The sequence below is a fragment of the Paenibacillus sp. JT22N15 genome (assembly GCF_059383755.1).
On the sequence record NZ_JBXENV010000004.1, the window covers coordinates 198,454 to 213,634 of the forward strand.

The 15,181-nt window shown below is 52.0% G+C and carries 11 protein-coding genes; 6 read left to right on the forward strand and 5 right to left on the reverse strand.

Annotated elements, in window-relative coordinates:
- Positions 1–107 precede the first annotated feature (107 nt).
- The 4 genes from AC50X8_RS09435 to AC50X8_RS09450 form a co-directional block, all read right to left on the reverse strand.
- Positions 108–1,622: a DUF3502 domain-containing protein gene (locus AC50X8_RS09435; protein WP_056041260.1), complete on the reverse strand. Its 1,515-nt coding sequence runs from the start codon at positions 1,620–1,622 to the stop codon at positions 108–110.
- 115 nt (positions 1,623–1,737) lie between these two features.
- Positions 1,738–2,622 (reverse strand): carbohydrate ABC transporter permease, encoded by an 885-nt coding sequence (locus AC50X8_RS09440; RefSeq protein ID WP_056041258.1) that lies wholly within the window; start codon positions 2,620–2,622, stop codon positions 1,738–1,740.
- 12 nt (positions 2,623–2,634) lie between these two features.
- Entirely contained in the window at positions 2,635–3,591 is a 957-nt protein-coding gene (locus tag AC50X8_RS09445; RefSeq protein ID WP_056041257.1) for an ABC transporter permease, read from the reverse strand.
- A 275-nt stretch (positions 3,592–3,866) separates the two neighbouring features.
- Positions 3,867–6,128 carry a helix-turn-helix domain-containing protein gene (locus tag AC50X8_RS09450; protein ID WP_494879467.1) on the reverse strand — a complete coding sequence of 754 codons (2,262 nt, stop codon included), beginning with the start codon at positions 6,126–6,128 and terminating at the stop codon, positions 3,867–3,869.
- Between the two features lie 198 nt (positions 6,129–6,326).
- Between AC50X8_RS09450 and AC50X8_RS09455 the strand changes: the two genes are divergently transcribed.
- Together AC50X8_RS09455 and AC50X8_RS09460 are read left to right on the forward strand one after the other, a co-directional pair.
- On the forward strand, positions 6,327–7,895 hold the full coding sequence (locus AC50X8_RS09455; RefSeq protein ID WP_494879468.1) for a glycoside hydrolase family 43 protein: 1,569 nt from the start codon (positions 6,327–6,329) through the stop codon (positions 7,893–7,895).
- A 16-nt stretch (positions 7,896–7,911) separates the two neighbouring features.
- Positions 7,912–9,333, forward strand: coding sequence for a glycoside hydrolase family 28 protein (locus tag AC50X8_RS09460; RefSeq protein WP_494879470.1), 1,422 nt, complete (start codon positions 7,912–7,914; stop codon positions 9,331–9,333).
- Between the two features lie 51 nt (positions 9,334–9,384).
- Here AC50X8_RS09460 and AC50X8_RS09465 read toward each other — a convergent pair whose 3' ends face one another.
- Positions 9,385–10,266 carry a helix-turn-helix transcriptional regulator gene (locus AC50X8_RS09465; protein ID WP_494879471.1) on the reverse strand — a complete coding sequence of 294 codons (882 nt, stop codon included), beginning with the start codon at positions 10,264–10,266 and terminating at the stop codon, positions 9,385–9,387.
- An 85-nt stretch (positions 10,267–10,351) separates the two neighbouring features.
- Between AC50X8_RS09465 and AC50X8_RS09470 the strand changes: the two genes are divergently transcribed.
- The 4 genes from AC50X8_RS09470 to AC50X8_RS09485 all read left to right on the forward strand — a co-directional run bounded on the left by AC50X8_RS09470 (position 10,352) and on the right by AC50X8_RS09485 (position 15,157).
- Positions 10,352–11,242, forward strand: a complete 891-nt coding sequence (locus AC50X8_RS09470; RefSeq protein WP_494879473.1) for a pectinesterase family protein — start codon at positions 10,352–10,354, stop codon at positions 11,240–11,242.
- A 33-nt stretch (positions 11,243–11,275) separates the two neighbouring features.
- The gene (locus AC50X8_RS09475; RefSeq protein WP_494879474.1) at positions 11,276–12,382 is read left to right on the forward strand and encodes a dienelactone hydrolase family protein; all 1,107 of its coding nucleotides are present in this window, start codon (positions 11,276–11,278) and stop codon (positions 12,380–12,382) included.
- Positions 12,339–13,463, forward strand: coding sequence for a glycoside hydrolase family 88/105 protein (locus AC50X8_RS09480; RefSeq protein ID WP_494879476.1), 1,125 nt, complete (start codon positions 12,339–12,341; stop codon positions 13,461–13,463). Before AC50X8_RS09475 ends, AC50X8_RS09480 begins: the two co-directional genes overlap by 44 nt.
- A gap of 488 nt (positions 13,464–13,951) precedes the next feature.
- Positions 13,952–15,157 carry a nucleoside recognition domain-containing protein gene (locus tag AC50X8_RS09485; protein WP_494879477.1) on the forward strand — a complete coding sequence of 402 codons (1,206 nt, stop codon included), beginning with the start codon at positions 13,952–13,954 and terminating at the stop codon, positions 15,155–15,157.
- Positions 15,158–15,181 lie beyond the last annotated feature (24 nt).

Genomic DNA, 15,181 nt, shown 5'->3' on the forward strand with positions numbered 1-15,181 from the left:
GCTGCACATAAAAAGGGCGGTACAGCGCTCGTGTAAGCAGCTGTACCGCCTTTCTCTTTCCTAACTCGCCTTGCACTATTCGACTGCTTCCCATAAGACAGACTGCCTTACGGCTTGGCAGCGTACCATGCGGAAAATTGCTTCTGGTATTCCGCCTTGTATTTGTCAAAGCCTGCGGCCTTTAGCTTATCCAATGCTTTCGGGAAATACGTATCGTAGTCCAGGAAGCCGCTGGCTATTGGCGACAACAGCTCCGAGAATACGCCATTGATTTTGGTTTCCTCGTTTTTGACTGGCGTATTATCGAAGTTGAAGCCTGCACCCTTCGAAATAATCGCATCATCGTCCCATGCTTTATACTGGGCAATAAAGTCTTCTGGAACCGTATTGTCGAAACGCATAAAGTTTTTATTCATCAGCAGCCAATCCGGTATAAGCGAATCGGTAGTGGTACGTGTCAGTCTGCCGCTCTCATCAAGCGTGTAGTCCTTATCCTTGATGCCATACGCGAACAAATCGTACAGCTCCTGATTTTTCTGAAGCAAATTGAAGAACATCACATAACGCTCGGGATCAGCAGCATTAGCCGATACAAACCATGCGGTGCTATACGTGCCACGGCTAATCTTTGGCTGATCCTTGTTCAAAAAATAGTTGGCAAGCTTCGCTGTCGGAACAGCCTGCGTTATCGAAGCCGCGCCTTCAAACGGACGCGCTGCCGTTCCAGCCCAGAACATCGCCTTGCCGGAGTTCCAATCGGATTGCAATTGAGGCAGGTTAGTCGCAGCATATTTAGGAATAATGCCCTTCTGGTACCAGCCCTTCATTATCGCGGCATACGCTTTGAACTCCTCGCTTTCAAACCAGCTGATCACTTTGTCATCCTTGGCTGATTCATCAATAGCGAGCATATCATTTTGCCAGAACAAATTTTTGTCCGTATATTCGTACATCAGCAATCTGCGGGCGTCCGTGCTTGCAAAGCCAATCAGCTCAGGATGCTTCGCATGGACTTTGTCATAAAATTGCTCCAGCTCCGCCAACGATGAAAGGCTGGTCATTCCAACCTCCTCCAGCAAATCCTGGCGCGCCAGCACGCTGTAGAACTCCCCCGAGTTTGGCTTATTGCCTACCGGAACCGCATACTGCTTGCCGTCAAGCTGGAAGGCCGTAAAGGAATTGTCATCAATCGATTTCTTCAGATCGCCAGCCGCTTTTTCCATAAATGGCGTCAGATCGGTATAAAGTCCTTTTGCTACGGACTTGACCATATAATTCGTATCCGTATAAGTTGCAAAATCCTCGCCGGTTGACAGCATCAAATCAGTTTTCCCGCCGCCGTATTCTGTCCAGGGCAGAAACTGAAATTCAATGTCGGCGTTGATTTCTTTTTTGATCAGATCCTTAAATTCTGCTTTGGAAAGCTCCTTCATGCGGTTCGACTCGTCGCCGTAAAGGACGATTTTGAGCTTGGCCGGCTTAAGCCCGCTGCCAGCGCTTTCATTATTTGTGCCATTAGCAGGCGATGCAGATTCATTCCCGTTATTGCTTCCCGTGCCGCAGGCAGTGACAAGCAGCAGCGCTGCCAAGAGCAGAGCTGACCATACGCGTTTCTTTACCATGTGTGAACCCTCCTGTATTGTTTTTATGTTTGTATATTGTTCAATGGCAACATGGACGCTGATCTAATATAAAGGAATTCGTCCATCATACCATGTACAACCGCAAAAAGCCGTATCAGCCCTTGACGGAACCGACGATGATTCCCCTTACGAAATAACGCTGGAGGAACGGATACAAAATCGCGATCGGCAGCACGGTCAGACAGGTCATCGCCATCTTGGCCGTCTCCAGAGGAGGGGCAACGATAGCGCCGCCAATTTGCGCGCTGTTTCCAGAAGCCAAATATTGAATGTTAGCCATCATGTTGTACATCATGTATTGGATCGTATACAGCCTCTCCTCCGAAACAAGCAGCAGCGGCAAGTAGAAATCATTCCAGAACTGCAGCGCATAAAATAGGGAGATCGTCACAAGACCAACCTGTCCAAGCGGCAGCATAATACGGAAAAAGATATGAATATGGCCCGCACCGTCGATTTGAGCGGATTCGATAATTTCATGCGGAATGCTTTTGAAATAATTGGCCTGCAAATACATAAGAAACACGTTGAGCAAGTAAGGAACGAACAAACCAGCAAGCGTATTGTCCAGATGATAATATTTCGTAGCTAAAATATACCAAGGCAGCGTGCCGCCACTGAACAGCATCGTAAAATAAGCCATAAAGGCGAAAAAGTTGCGGTAGCGGAAGCCCTTCACCGATATAACGTAGGCGTAGGCTGTCGTAACGAGTACGGCGGACGCTGTGCCGAGCACCGTAACGACTGCGGACGTCAAATACGCTTGCAAAATTTGCTCCGCCTTCGAGCCAAACATAAAGGCATACGTGTCTAGGCTGAAGCCCCGAGGCAGGAAGGAATAACCTTCCGCTGCGAGCCTCGACTCTGTCGAGAATGAGCCGGAGACGGCCATTACGAACGGAATGAGGCAAATAAGGGCGAATAGGCTGATGCAGGCATAAAAAAAGATAATGAGCGTTTTGTTTTCTTGATTAGCCATATCACATGTCTCCTAAAATAGTTTGCTTTCCTTGTCGTACCATCCAGCCAGCTTGTTTGCGATCAGCACGAGCAGAAACCCGAAGACGGACTGATACAGCGTAATAGCTGAAGCGAAGCCGAATTCGCCGGAGCGGATGGCTGTACGGTATACATACACGTCGATAATGTCGGTAGTCGGAAGCAGCAGCGGATTCAGGAAGGTGACGCCCATAATCATGCTGAGATCGCCCTTGAGCATCCCCCCGATTCCAAGCAAAGTAAGCAGGATGATCGACGGAATCAGCAGAGGCAGCGTAATGCGCGTAATCAGCTGTATGCGCGAGGCGCCATCTATTCGCGCGGCCTCATAATAAGAAGGATCGATGCCTTGCAGCACCGCATAATAAATGATGGCGCCATAGCCCGCGCTTTTCCAAATATTCGCAAGCACGAGCACAACTACGAACAGCCACGGATTGGAGTACCAGTCAACAGGCTGCATACCTACTGCCTCGAGCAGGCGGTTCATGACCCCCTTGTCAAAGTCGAGGAAGGAAAACAATATCGCCCCAATGACGATCCAGGAAATAAAATAAGGAAAAAACATGACGCTTTGCGTAATTTTGATAAAAAGCTTGCCTCTCAGCTCATTCAGCACGATCGCGATGGCTACTGAGAAAAACGTACCCGTAAGCATGTACAATACGTTCAGCATGACGGTATTGCGCGTGGCGCGGATCGCATTGTCCATGCTTGAGAAGAAAAATTCAAAGTTTGCGAAGCCTGCCCAAGGACTGCCGAATATGCCGCCGTTGAAATTGTAGTTTTTGAATACGAGTATGAGCCCGCTCATGGGCAGATAGGCGAATAGTACAAGTACAATAACGCCAGGCAGCGCAAGCAGAAACAGCGAGCTGTCATTGCGCAGCGACTTGAACCGTCGCCTTCCGCCTGCTGCTTTGCTAAGCTGAATAGCTTCGTCTGACATGATGTTTCACTCCCTCTGGTTTTAGTTTCGGTCTGTGGGTCCACTATAGCCCCGCTCAAAATGAAAGCGCAATCACAAATAAATGAAAACGCTTAAACAGTGCGAAATGGGCAGGCTTAAAAAAAGTGAAATCCCTTAAAAAATAAAAAAAAGCCCTAGAAATGCGGCTTTTCAGGGTAGATAGCGAAGCTGAAATAGAAAATACGGTCCTTCCTCGATTGAGGAAGGACCGTATTTTCTGCCCCCTTTTTCCGTTTGCTCGCCCCGCCATATCTTCAATTTCCCTTCTGCAAAATATAATTCAGGCGCCATTTGGATGGCGTTACGCCATAGCGTTTTTTGAACAGCGTTGTAAAATAGGTGCTGCTGTTATAGCCTGATTTTTCAGCAATTTCACGGATGTCGAGTTCAAGCTCGGCAATGAGGAGGCTGCGAGCATGCTCCAATCTAACCAGATTGACAAAATCGGGAAAGCTGCTGCCCGTCGCTTCTGTAATCAGGCGGCTCAAGTAAGGCGGACTAATCGTCAGCTTCTCTGCAAGACCGTTCAAGGAAAGCGTCTGGTCACCGAAATGGCTGCGGATATACGCGATGGCTTCACTAGCCAAATTGCGGGTTTGTACTGTATTTACTTCATTCAGCTTCCCATATGCCTCAACACACAGCTGCTCCAGCCATGCTCGCAGCTCCGTGTAGCTTCGCATACGCCAGATGCGCTGATAATGATCCAGGAAATCCGTATGCCTCGGCATGCTTTCGGCAAGGCCGGTTTCCGCTATTTTCTGAAGATCTGAAGCTAGTCTGGACAACGCAACCGTCGCCTGCTCTACTTTGTAGCTGCATGCGACTGCAAGCAAACGCTCGACCGCTTTTGGCAGCAGCTCGCGCTCCTGGCTTCTGACCGCTTGAAGCACAAATTCAAGCGTGCTGTCAGGAACGGAGCTGCTGTTCAAATGAATGATGTCATCTGCAAAACTGAGAGATAAATGCTCATGCAGCTTTATATATTGAAGGCTGTTGCTGGCTTCGTCGTACATTTGCTTCAGCTGCAAGGAATCGGCAGATAGACGGCTTATGCCAATGGAGCATGCAGCCCCATCCCACTGCCTTATGGAGCCACATAGCTGTTCCCATCGTTCGCGGAACGTTACATAATCTCCAAAGCTGCCGTTCTCCGTCTCGCTGACAATGAGAACGGCGGCTTCATGATGCGGGAAGAAGCCGCGGCAGGTGCCCGTCCCAGCAAACAGCTGCTCAGTCAGCTCTGGCAAACCGCGGATATGTTCTCTCCACCTTGTCGCAGGCAGGCTGCCATCTCCGCTGGACAAACCGATATGCAGAACGGCCACGCAAAATGTCCCATTGTCACGTGTCTGATTTATCGGCGGCAGTGCAGAAGGCACATGCTCGTCAGCCCGGTAAGGCGACGTAAGCCAGCGCAGCAGCGCGCTGTCTTCGTTTTCCTGCTTGAGCGCCTTGACTCGATGCCCAATTTTCTCAAGCTCCCGGTTCGCTTCATCAAAACCACCACCATGCGGGAAAGCAAGCCGATCGTCGGACAAATTGCGTATCGTCCCAAACAATGTACCGATTGGCTTATACATGCGATAGGACACAAAGGCAGCGATAGCTGAAGCAGCAGCGATCAGCACCAGGCAAAGCCCGACCATTAGATTGCGGGCGCTTGCAATGTCGCGGACGCTGTTTTTATAGGAGGTTTCCGAAATAAACCACAGCCCTCCATTTTGCGACTGATGATACGTAATCAGTTTTTTGTCCCCGCCGTCTGTTTTCCATACAAGCGTGCCCTCCTTGCTTTGTACAGACACAATTTGCTGCAGCAGCCTGCTATCGAACGCTTCCTCCGAAGAGTTGCTCTGCATGAGCACAATTCGGTCTGCATTTAGAACCGCATAGCGCGTATCTCCTTCATTGCTCGTATTAAATAAGTTTTCCTGCAGCTTCCTCAGGTTGATCGTCATCGCGATGGCACCATTGTATTCGCTGCTGCTGAAAGCTCGATCATTATAAAAAATGGTCATCATCGTTTCGCTTTGCCCATTATTCAGCGTCGCATTCCAGACAAACGGGGATTGCCTAATTTCGCTGTCCCGAACCCGTTCGAACAGCTCCTGCTTTGCCGCCTTGCCAAGCGGATTGTTCTCGAACATCATGACGGGAGCGCCCGGCCCCAAAATATAAGCGTTTTCAATAAAATTGTTGATCGTCAGCGTGCCGCGAATTTGGCTAAGCGCACTATAGAGCTGTTCGCTCCAACTGTTGTCTCCGCTCTGCATAACGGTATAAATGTTCGGATTATGGTAAAAGTCCATCGTGTAATTTTGCACCATGTCCATATATTTCATAAATACCGTCTCTGTATTGAGGAGGACGGTCTCGTTCGTTTTATTGACATTGTCTATCGTTTTTTCCCGGAACCAGAAAAACAGTACCGTGGACAGAACGAGCACCGAGCAAATCGAAATCAGCGCTAAGCTCATAAAAAAACGGACTTGCAGTTGCTTCTCTCCTGCCATCTCTATCGCCCCTTTATAGTTTCCACTATACACATTTCTTCAAGGAAAGTTAACTGCCTTATCAGCTGAAACTAGCACAACCATGACAAGAATATATAAAAAATATAAAATTGAGCATGAATGTTTCAAGATTATGATGTTTTTTTGATCTATACTTGTATGGGCTTACATTTTATTTACTGCTAGGAGGCAAATAGCATGCGCACATTCCAAAATCCTGTTCTACCCGGCTTTTATCCCGATCCGTCAGCGATACGCGTCGGAGAAGACTATTATTTGGTTACATCAAGCTTTGAGTTTTTCCCCGGAGTTCCGATTTTTCACAGCAAGGATCTCGTCAATTGGCGGCAAATTGGACATGTGCTTGATCGTCCTTCCCAGCTCAATTTGGATGCAATTGCTCCATCAAGGGGCATTTGGGCGCCAACGCTGCGCTATCATAACGGGACCTATTATATGATTACGACCTTTGTAGACAACAACAAGGAATGCCATAACTTCTATGTCACCGCAACCGATCCCGCCGGAAGCTGGTCGGACCCCGTATGGCTGGAGGATGCGCCGGGCATAGACCCTTCCTTGTTTTTTGATGAAGACGGCAAGGTGTATTATACCGGGAACCGCTTCCCCCCAGAAGGGCAGCTTTATCCGAAGCATATGGACATTTGGCTGCAAGAGCTGGATTTGGAGAGCGGTAAGCTGGTCGGACCGAAGACGAGCATCTGGCAAGGCGCACTGAAGGTGGCCCACGCCCAAGAAGGCCCTCACTTGTACAAAATCGGCAGCTGGTACTATTTGCTGATCGCTGAGGGAGGAACTGGCCATACCCATGCGATTACGATTGCGCGCAGCGAATCGGTAGCCGGCCCCTATGAAGGTTATAAGGGCAATCCGATTCTCACTCATCGCCATCTGGGCCGCAGCTATCCGATTGTCAATGTCGGCCATGGCGAGTTAATTGAAACCCAGCATGGAGACTGGTGGATGCTTTGTCTCGCTTCCAGGCCGTATGGCGGCTATTATCGCAATTTGGGGCGTGAAACGTTCCTTGTGCCCGTTGTTTGGGAGCGGGAATGGCCGGTCGTCAATCCAGGCAAAGGAATTTTGGAGCTGGAAGCTTTGGCTCCAAGCTTGCCGGAGACGCTATGGCCGCAGCTGCCGGCGCGTGATGACTTCGACCAGCCGGAGCTCTCGCCGATCTGGAACTTTATTCGCACCCCGCGCGGCGATTTCTGGAGTCTCACAGAAAATCCGGGCTCATTGCGCCTTAAGCTGAAGCCGGACTCCATCGCTGCTGACAGCAACCCTTCCTTCGTCGGACGCAGACAGCAGCATATGAATTTCCGTGCTCAGACCACCATGAACTTTGCACCAGAGCAAGCTGGCGATGTCGCCGGCATCGTCCTGCTGCAAAATGCCGACTTCCAGTTCCGCGCAGAATATGGCAGCTATGATGGAAGCTCGGAAATCCGCCTTACCGAGCGGAGGCAAGGGGAAGAAACCGTGCTCGCCTCCATTCCTTACAGCGGAAGCCATCTAGAATTGAAGGCCGAGGCGCATGGCCAAAGCTATAGCTTTTTCTGGCGTGAAGCCGGGTCGCCAAATTGGCTGCTGCTTGGCGAAGCAGCAGATGGTACCCTACTCAGCACCGATAAGGCCGGAGGTTTTACGGGCGCCTATATGGGGATGTATGCTGCCTGCACCCATGCAGATCGCACACATTTTGCGGATTTTGACTGGTTCAGCTACGAACCGATTGCAGATTAGGCAGGAGGCTTGACGAATGGATACTACGGAAAAGATGCGATATCCGCTTCCGGCATTGCCGACTATTCCAGACAAAAGCTTCCTCGTAACGGAATTTGGAGCTGCGCCGGGCAGCCTGACGCTGTGTACCGCATCGTTCCAGCAGGCGATCGACGCCTGCTCCGCAGCGGGAGGCGGCCGAGTGATCATTCCACCGGGCCTATGGCGGACCGGGCCGCTGCGTCTGCATAGCCGAATCGATCTTCATGCGCAGCAAGGCGCACTGGTTATGTTTGAGCCAGAGGCTGACCTGTATCCGCTGGTGGCCTCGCATTTTGAAGGAGAATCGGCTGTTCGCTGCCAAGCGCCGCTCGATGGCGAGAATCTGGAAGACATCGCGATTACGGGTGAGGGCATTTTCGATGGGGGCGGACAGGGCTGGCGTCCGGTCAAACGCTTTAAGCTGACGAATGACCAATGGAATGGGCTGCTTCAATCCGGCGGGGCCGTTAATGAGGAAGGCGATATGTGGTGGCCGTCGCTTGAGGCGATGGAAGGAGAAGCACTTGCTCATGGGCTGCACCAGCGTGGCGTGACGACTTGCGAGGCGTATTTGCCTGCAAGAGCCTATCTCCGTCCCACCTTGCTTAGTCTGCGCGGCTGCTCTAGGGTAAGGCTTGATGGGCCAACATTTCAAAATTCCCCCGCTTGGTGCTTGCACCTGTATAACTGTGAGCAGGTAACAATCCGGCGGCTGAACGTTCGCAATCCTTGGCATTCCCAAAATGGAGATGGCCTTGATCTGGAATCCTGCCGCCACTCGCTCATCGAGCATTGCACCTTCGACGTTGGCGATGACGCTATATGCTTGAAGTCAGGCAAGGGCGAGGAGGCCAGAAAACGGGCACTGCCCTGCGAATTCGTAACGATCCGGCATTGCACCGTCTACCATGGCCATGGCGGCATCGTAATCGGAAGCGAAATGTCCGGCGGCGTCAAAGCCGTATATGCCTCTGACTGCCAGTTCATCAGCACGGATATTGGCTTGCGCTTCAAAAGCGTTCGCGGCCGCGGCGGCGTAGTTGAAGATATTGTCATGGAAAGAATTCAAATGGCGGATATTGTGCGCGAGGCCATTTCGTTTCATTTCTTTTATGCCGGGGTGGAAGGCTCGGAGGGCTGCGATGAGCAGCTTTTTGAGGTGACAGAGGAAACGCCCGTCTTCCGCAATATTACACTGCGCGAGCTGACCTGCCACGGAGCTGCGACAGCTTTGCTCATAAACGGGCTTCCCGAGCTGCCGCTAAGCGGCTTAACGGTTGATGGGCTCGAGGCAACAGCGGTTAACGGGGTAATCGCCCGCTATGCCGATCATTTAAAGCTGGAGAAATTGAAGCTTCATACGTCAACGCTCTCCGAGGTTCAGCTGTATCAATGTAACCATTCGATCGTTGAGTAGCATTGGCGTAAAAAAGGACGGCAATAGAGGCTCGCAGGCGAAGCACCTCCCTTAAAAAGGCTGAGGCGGCGAAGCTTGTCCGTTTTTTGCCTGCTTGCGGTACTCCATCGGCGTGAGGCCGGTCGCTTTTTTAAACGTCTTATTGAAATGGGATAAATGCTCGAAGCCTACAGCTAACGCGATTTCCTGAATTTTCTGGCGGGAACCGCCAAGCAGCTGCTGCGCTTCACGAACCCGGATGTGAATGATGTATTCCCGAAAGCGGAAGCCGGTAAGCTTATGAAAGATTCGACTGAGATAGGAGCTGCTCAAATAAAAATGCTTCGCCGTATCCTCCAGCGTCACGGCTTCACGATAATGCTCACGCACGTAAGTCGCGATTTCAGACACTTTATTATGCAGCGAGTAACGAGAAGGATTTGACCGACTTGCCGTATTCTCGAAGCGGCCTAGCAAAATGATCAGCTCCGCCAGCAAGGATAGGCAATAGGATTCGTAAAATGGCTTTTCCTGCCGGCTTTCATCCAGCATTTTGTTAAGGAGACGTTCCGTCTCCCCCTGCTCGCGCAGCGAAAGCGGGAAGACGCGAAACCCTCGCCCATGAAGCAGCAGCTCCAGCTTTTGCAATGCTTGCGGCAAAATGACAGGGTCATAATTAATGAGGATTCGCTCAAATTCCGCTACCTCGGAGCTGGCCGTCGCATGAATTTCATGCCCGGCAATCATAATAAGCTCGCCTTTATGCACGGTAACCACCTGCCCGTCCACAAAATAGACACGCTCGCCATCCAGCAGGTAGTACAGCTCGACCGAGGCATGGCTGTGTGGACGAGGCATCGCGGTGGCGCCTTTGCGCTTCATATGCTGAATGCTCAGCTTGCCGTCTTCCATATGATATTTCGGATTGAGGCTATCGGACGCAGACGCGGTCATGGGCATTCCTCCGTATGGAAACAAGGTTCACAATAATACCTCCCATTATAGATAAAACTTCGCTTATTTGAAAGGAGCGCTCGCTATGCTGATTACCGTATCCAAAGAAGACCAGGCTGATTACAGCCGCTTGCAGGCGGCCATTGACTCTATTCCGGCAGAATGTGCCGAAGCGGTCACGATTCGCATCAGGCCGGGAATTTATGAGGAAAAGATCACGATTCCAGCCACTGCCCCGCCTATTCTGCTGCTCGGCGAAGACAGCGAGAAAACGATTATTACTTGGTCAGACAATGCCCATACGCTGGGACCGGACGGGGAGCCGCTCGGAACGTTTCGTTCAGGCACTTTAAATGTATGGGCAGAAGCATTCACAGCGGAAAATGTGACGATTCGCAACGCCTCGGGGCCCGGCACAGGCCAGGCTGTAGCCGCGTTCGTCGATGCCGATCAAGCTGTATTCCGCCGCGTCAGGCTGCTGGGCGATCAGGATACGCTGTATACGGGCAAAGGCAAGCAATATTACAGCGAGTGCTACATTGAGGGCGATGTCGATTATATTTTCGGGGCAGCGACGGCTGTATTTGAAAGCTGCCACTTGCATAACAAACGCTCCCGAGGCTATATTACGGCCGCCTCGACGCCCGAGGATGCCGCGTTCGGCTACGTATTCCTCGATTGCAAAATTACCGGAGCCGAAGGAGTTGTGGATGTTTATTTAGGCAGGCCATGGCGGCCCTATGCCCATGTTGCATTCATCCGCACATCGATAGACGGCTCGATCACACCTGAAGGCTGGCATAACTGGGGGCAGCCGGATCGTGAAGCTACAAGCCGCTATGAAGAGTTTGGCAGCTTTGGCGAAGGAGCAGCTGCGGGAGCGCGCGTTTCTTGGTCCAGGCAGCTTGAAGCAGACGAAGCGGCCAACTATCGCATCATTGCCATCCTTGATGGCTGGCATCCCGAAGGCTACTGATCAATAGGACGATTAAAGAGGGAGGGCAACAGCATGTCCTTAAAGCTTGAGCAATATTTGCAATCGCTTGTCCAGCAGGCAGCTGCTAATAGACAGTCCGCCCGTGCTGCTGCGAATCCCGAGCAGCGCCGGGAAACGGTTAAGGCTTCGTTTGGACAGCTGCTTGGCCTTTACGCTCTGAACGAACATCAGCCTCTGGAGCCTCGCTTGTTGGAACGAACACAATGCGATGGCTATATACGGGAACGTGTGGAAATCGCCACAACGGACGGACTGCGGATGGCCATGTATGTGCTGCTGCCGGATAATCCCGCGGCGCAGCCCGCTCCGGCTGTCATTGCCTGCCACGGCCACGGATACGGCAGCCGGGAAATCGTCGGACTTGCCCCGGATGGCTCGGAACGCTCTGGCGCCCCGGGCTTGCATAAAGATTTTGCCATAGCGCTTGTAAAAGAAGGGTATGTGGTCGCAGCTCCTGAGCTGCTCGGCTTCGGCGACCGCAGGCTGGATGAGGATAAAGCCGCAGACTCGCCTGCAAAAAACTCCTGCTTCATGCTAGCTGTGCATTTGCTGCTTACGGGGCGCACACTTGCAGGCTTGCGCGTCTACGAGACTTCGAGAGTCATTGATTATTTGCAGGAACGCGGCGATGTGGATTCCAATAACATCGCCATTATGGGCATTTCCGGCGGCGGTCTTGTTGCGGGCTTTACGGCCGCTTTGGACGACAGAATCCGCTGCGCCGTAGTCAGCGGTTATGCAAGCCTGTTTGCGGACAGTATTTTGGCACGCAATCACTGCCTGGACAATTATATTCCTGGCGTGCTGCTGGAAGCGGAAATGCCTGAGCTGCTCGGACTCATTGCGCCGCGCGGTCTTTTTCTGGAAGCAGGGGCTGTTGACCACTTATTCCCGCAGCAGTCTGCACGGCAGGCATACGCCGAGTTGCTCAGCATATATAGCGCCGCCGGGGCGCCAGATGCTGTGCAAGCTGTCTTTTTTGATGGAGGACATGAAATTCACGGAGCAGCTGCTTACGCCTGGCTGCGAACTCAGCTGCTGGAGCAAACGACAATTGCAGGAGGGGATCGTAACGATGACGGAGCAACAACAGGTTCATTTGACAGGATGGGCGGGTAAAATAGCTGATACCATCATGAGCCAATGCGGCTCGGACGGCTTTCACCATTATCCAATGGAGCGTTGGGCCTATGTTCCCGGCATGCTGCTGATGGCGATGGCCCGTGCGGGCATTCAACTGAACGATAAACGATATTATCATTTCATGCAGCTCCATATGGATCACTATATTGCAGCAGACGGAGCGATACGCTCCTATACGCTGGAGGAATACAACCTGGATCAGATTAATCAGGGCAAAAATTTATTTTTTCAATATGAGAATACGGGTGAAAAACGCTACTCGATAGCCGCCGATACACTGGCTGCCCAATTGATTAGCCAGCCCCGCACCTCCGAGGGCGGCTTCTGGCATAAAAAAGTGTACCCATTCCAAATGTGGCTTGATGGGCTGTATATGGCCTCCCCTTTTCTGGCGGAATATGCGAAAGTGTTTGACCGCCCGGAGCTGCTGGATGAGGTTGCGCATCAACTGCTGCTTGTCGAGCGCAAAACCCGCGACAAGCGCACGGGGCTGCTGTATCACGGCTGGGATGAATCCGGGGAGCAGGAATGGGCAGACTCGCATACCGGCCTGTCTTCGCATTTTTGGAGCCGGGCGATGGGCTGGTATGCGATGGCTTTGGTCGATTGTCTGGAGCATTTCCCGATTGATCACCCGAAACGCGGTACGCTTATCGGCATTTTTCAGCGGATGTGCCTTGCGCTTGTTGACGTGCAGGATAAAGACAACGGCTTATGGTATCAGGTGCTTGATCAAGGAAAACGGAAAGGCAATTATTTGGAGGCGACAGGCTCAATCATGTTCGTCTACGCGATGGCTAAAGGCTTGCGTCTACGTTATTTGGAGCCCGGCTTGCGTGGTGCCATGCTGAAAGGGTACGAAGGGATTATCCGCCATTTGGTCACCGAGGATAGCCAAGGCGTCCACCTTCATCAAATTTGCCATGGCGCGGGGCTCAGCAAAGATCGCAATGGCTCCTTCGAGTATTACATTTCTGAGGCGGTCGTATCTGACCATTATATGGGTATAGGCCCCTTGCTGCTTGCGTCGCTTGAAGTTGAACGTTATTTGGAATAAGCCCGCTTGGATCGGATTTGCACCCACACCCACACAGCCTTCATAGTTGAGCTCCAGCACATAGATGTACAATCCCGTTATATGAAAAAAGGCCCGCATATACCTATGCGGGCTTTGTAAAAGGATTAGGTTTAATTTATTGGTAGCCTTCGTAGTCCTCTTCTCCTGGTGCTGTAAGCGATTCCCTAATTACATAGACGAAAGCACAGACGAGGATGCCAGCGATTATACTCATTCTCATCACTCCAAGCATTCAAAGGTAATTCCATTGTACCATAAAATAATCCCGCGTCTACCCTTTTTGCAAGCGTTTTCTTTCCGGGACCAAAAATATTTTTATAGGCTTTTCCTCCTTTGCAAGTGATGGATGTCCTAGTTTCTGCATAAAGATGATAAAAGGACTTCTGCCAGATCTACGGGCTGCTTGCCTATTTTCCGGGACAAGTCCCTTTGACTGTGAAGCGTCATTTTGAGGGGAGGTCTTGACCATGCTGCGCACGCTCTCGCATCCCGCTGCCCTAACAGGATTAGCTGCTGTGTTCCTCACCCTGTTAATGGCCGTATTTCCGAATGAAGCGCTGGAATCTGCCCTAAGAGGCTTATCGATATGGTGGCAGGTGCTGTTTCCTGCCCTGTTCCCCTTCTTCGTCATTTCCGAGCTGCTGCTTGGCTTTGGCATCGTCCATTTTTTTGGCAAGCTGCTGGACCCGCTCATGCGCCCGCTGTTCAAGCTTCCCGGTATTGGCAGCTTCGTTGTGGCGATGGGCTATATATCCGGCTATCCGGTTGGGGCCAGGCTGACAGCCAAGCTCTATGAGCAGCAGCTCATCAACCGCACAGAGGGAGAACGGCTTGTCGCTTTTACGACGACTTCCGACCCCATCTTCCTGATCGGCGCCGTATCGGTCGGCTTCTTCCACAATGTCGCTCTGGCGCCCGTGCTTGCGGCCGCCCATTATGGCGGCGCGCTCATCATCGGCCTGCTCATGCGCTTCCACGATCCGCATGCCCCGATTACCGAGGCTCGGCGCAGCAGCACCCTGTCCGAGCTCGGCGCAAGGCCCGGCCCGGTACAGCATCCGCTGCATACGACAGCGTTTGCGCAGCATTCGCAGCACTCACAGCACTCGCAGCACTCACAACACTCGCAGCACTCACAGCACTCACAACACTCGCAGCACTCGCGCTCGCTGCGCCGTTCGCGCCTTGCGGACGCGCTGAAGGCGATGCACGAGGCTCGCCTGCTCGATGGACGGGGCCTCGGCCAGCTGCTGCAAGAGGCGATTCAGTCTGCTCTGCGATTAATGATCGTCGTCGGCGGCCTCGTTGTTTTTTTCTCCGTCATTATGGAAATGCTGACGTCAGCAGGCATGATCACCATGCTCGCTGCCATGCTGCGGCAGCTGTTTGAGCTGTTCGGGCTTCCGGCAGCACTCGCCGATGCCGCCATTTTCGGCCTGTTCGAAGTAACCCTTGGCGCCCGCGCCGCCGGTGAAGCTGGCACAGGTCTGCTGCATCAAACGGCAATCGCAGCATGGGTGCTGTCATGGGGAGGTTTGTCCGTCCACGCCCAGGTGGCCAGCCTCGTCAGCAAAACCGATATGCGCTACAAGCCGCTTATGCTCGCAAGGCTGCTGCACGGTTTTATCGCATTTGGGCTCGTTTATGCGTTATGGGGCTGGCTCGGGCCCTAATACCCAGATTTATCGGATGAAATG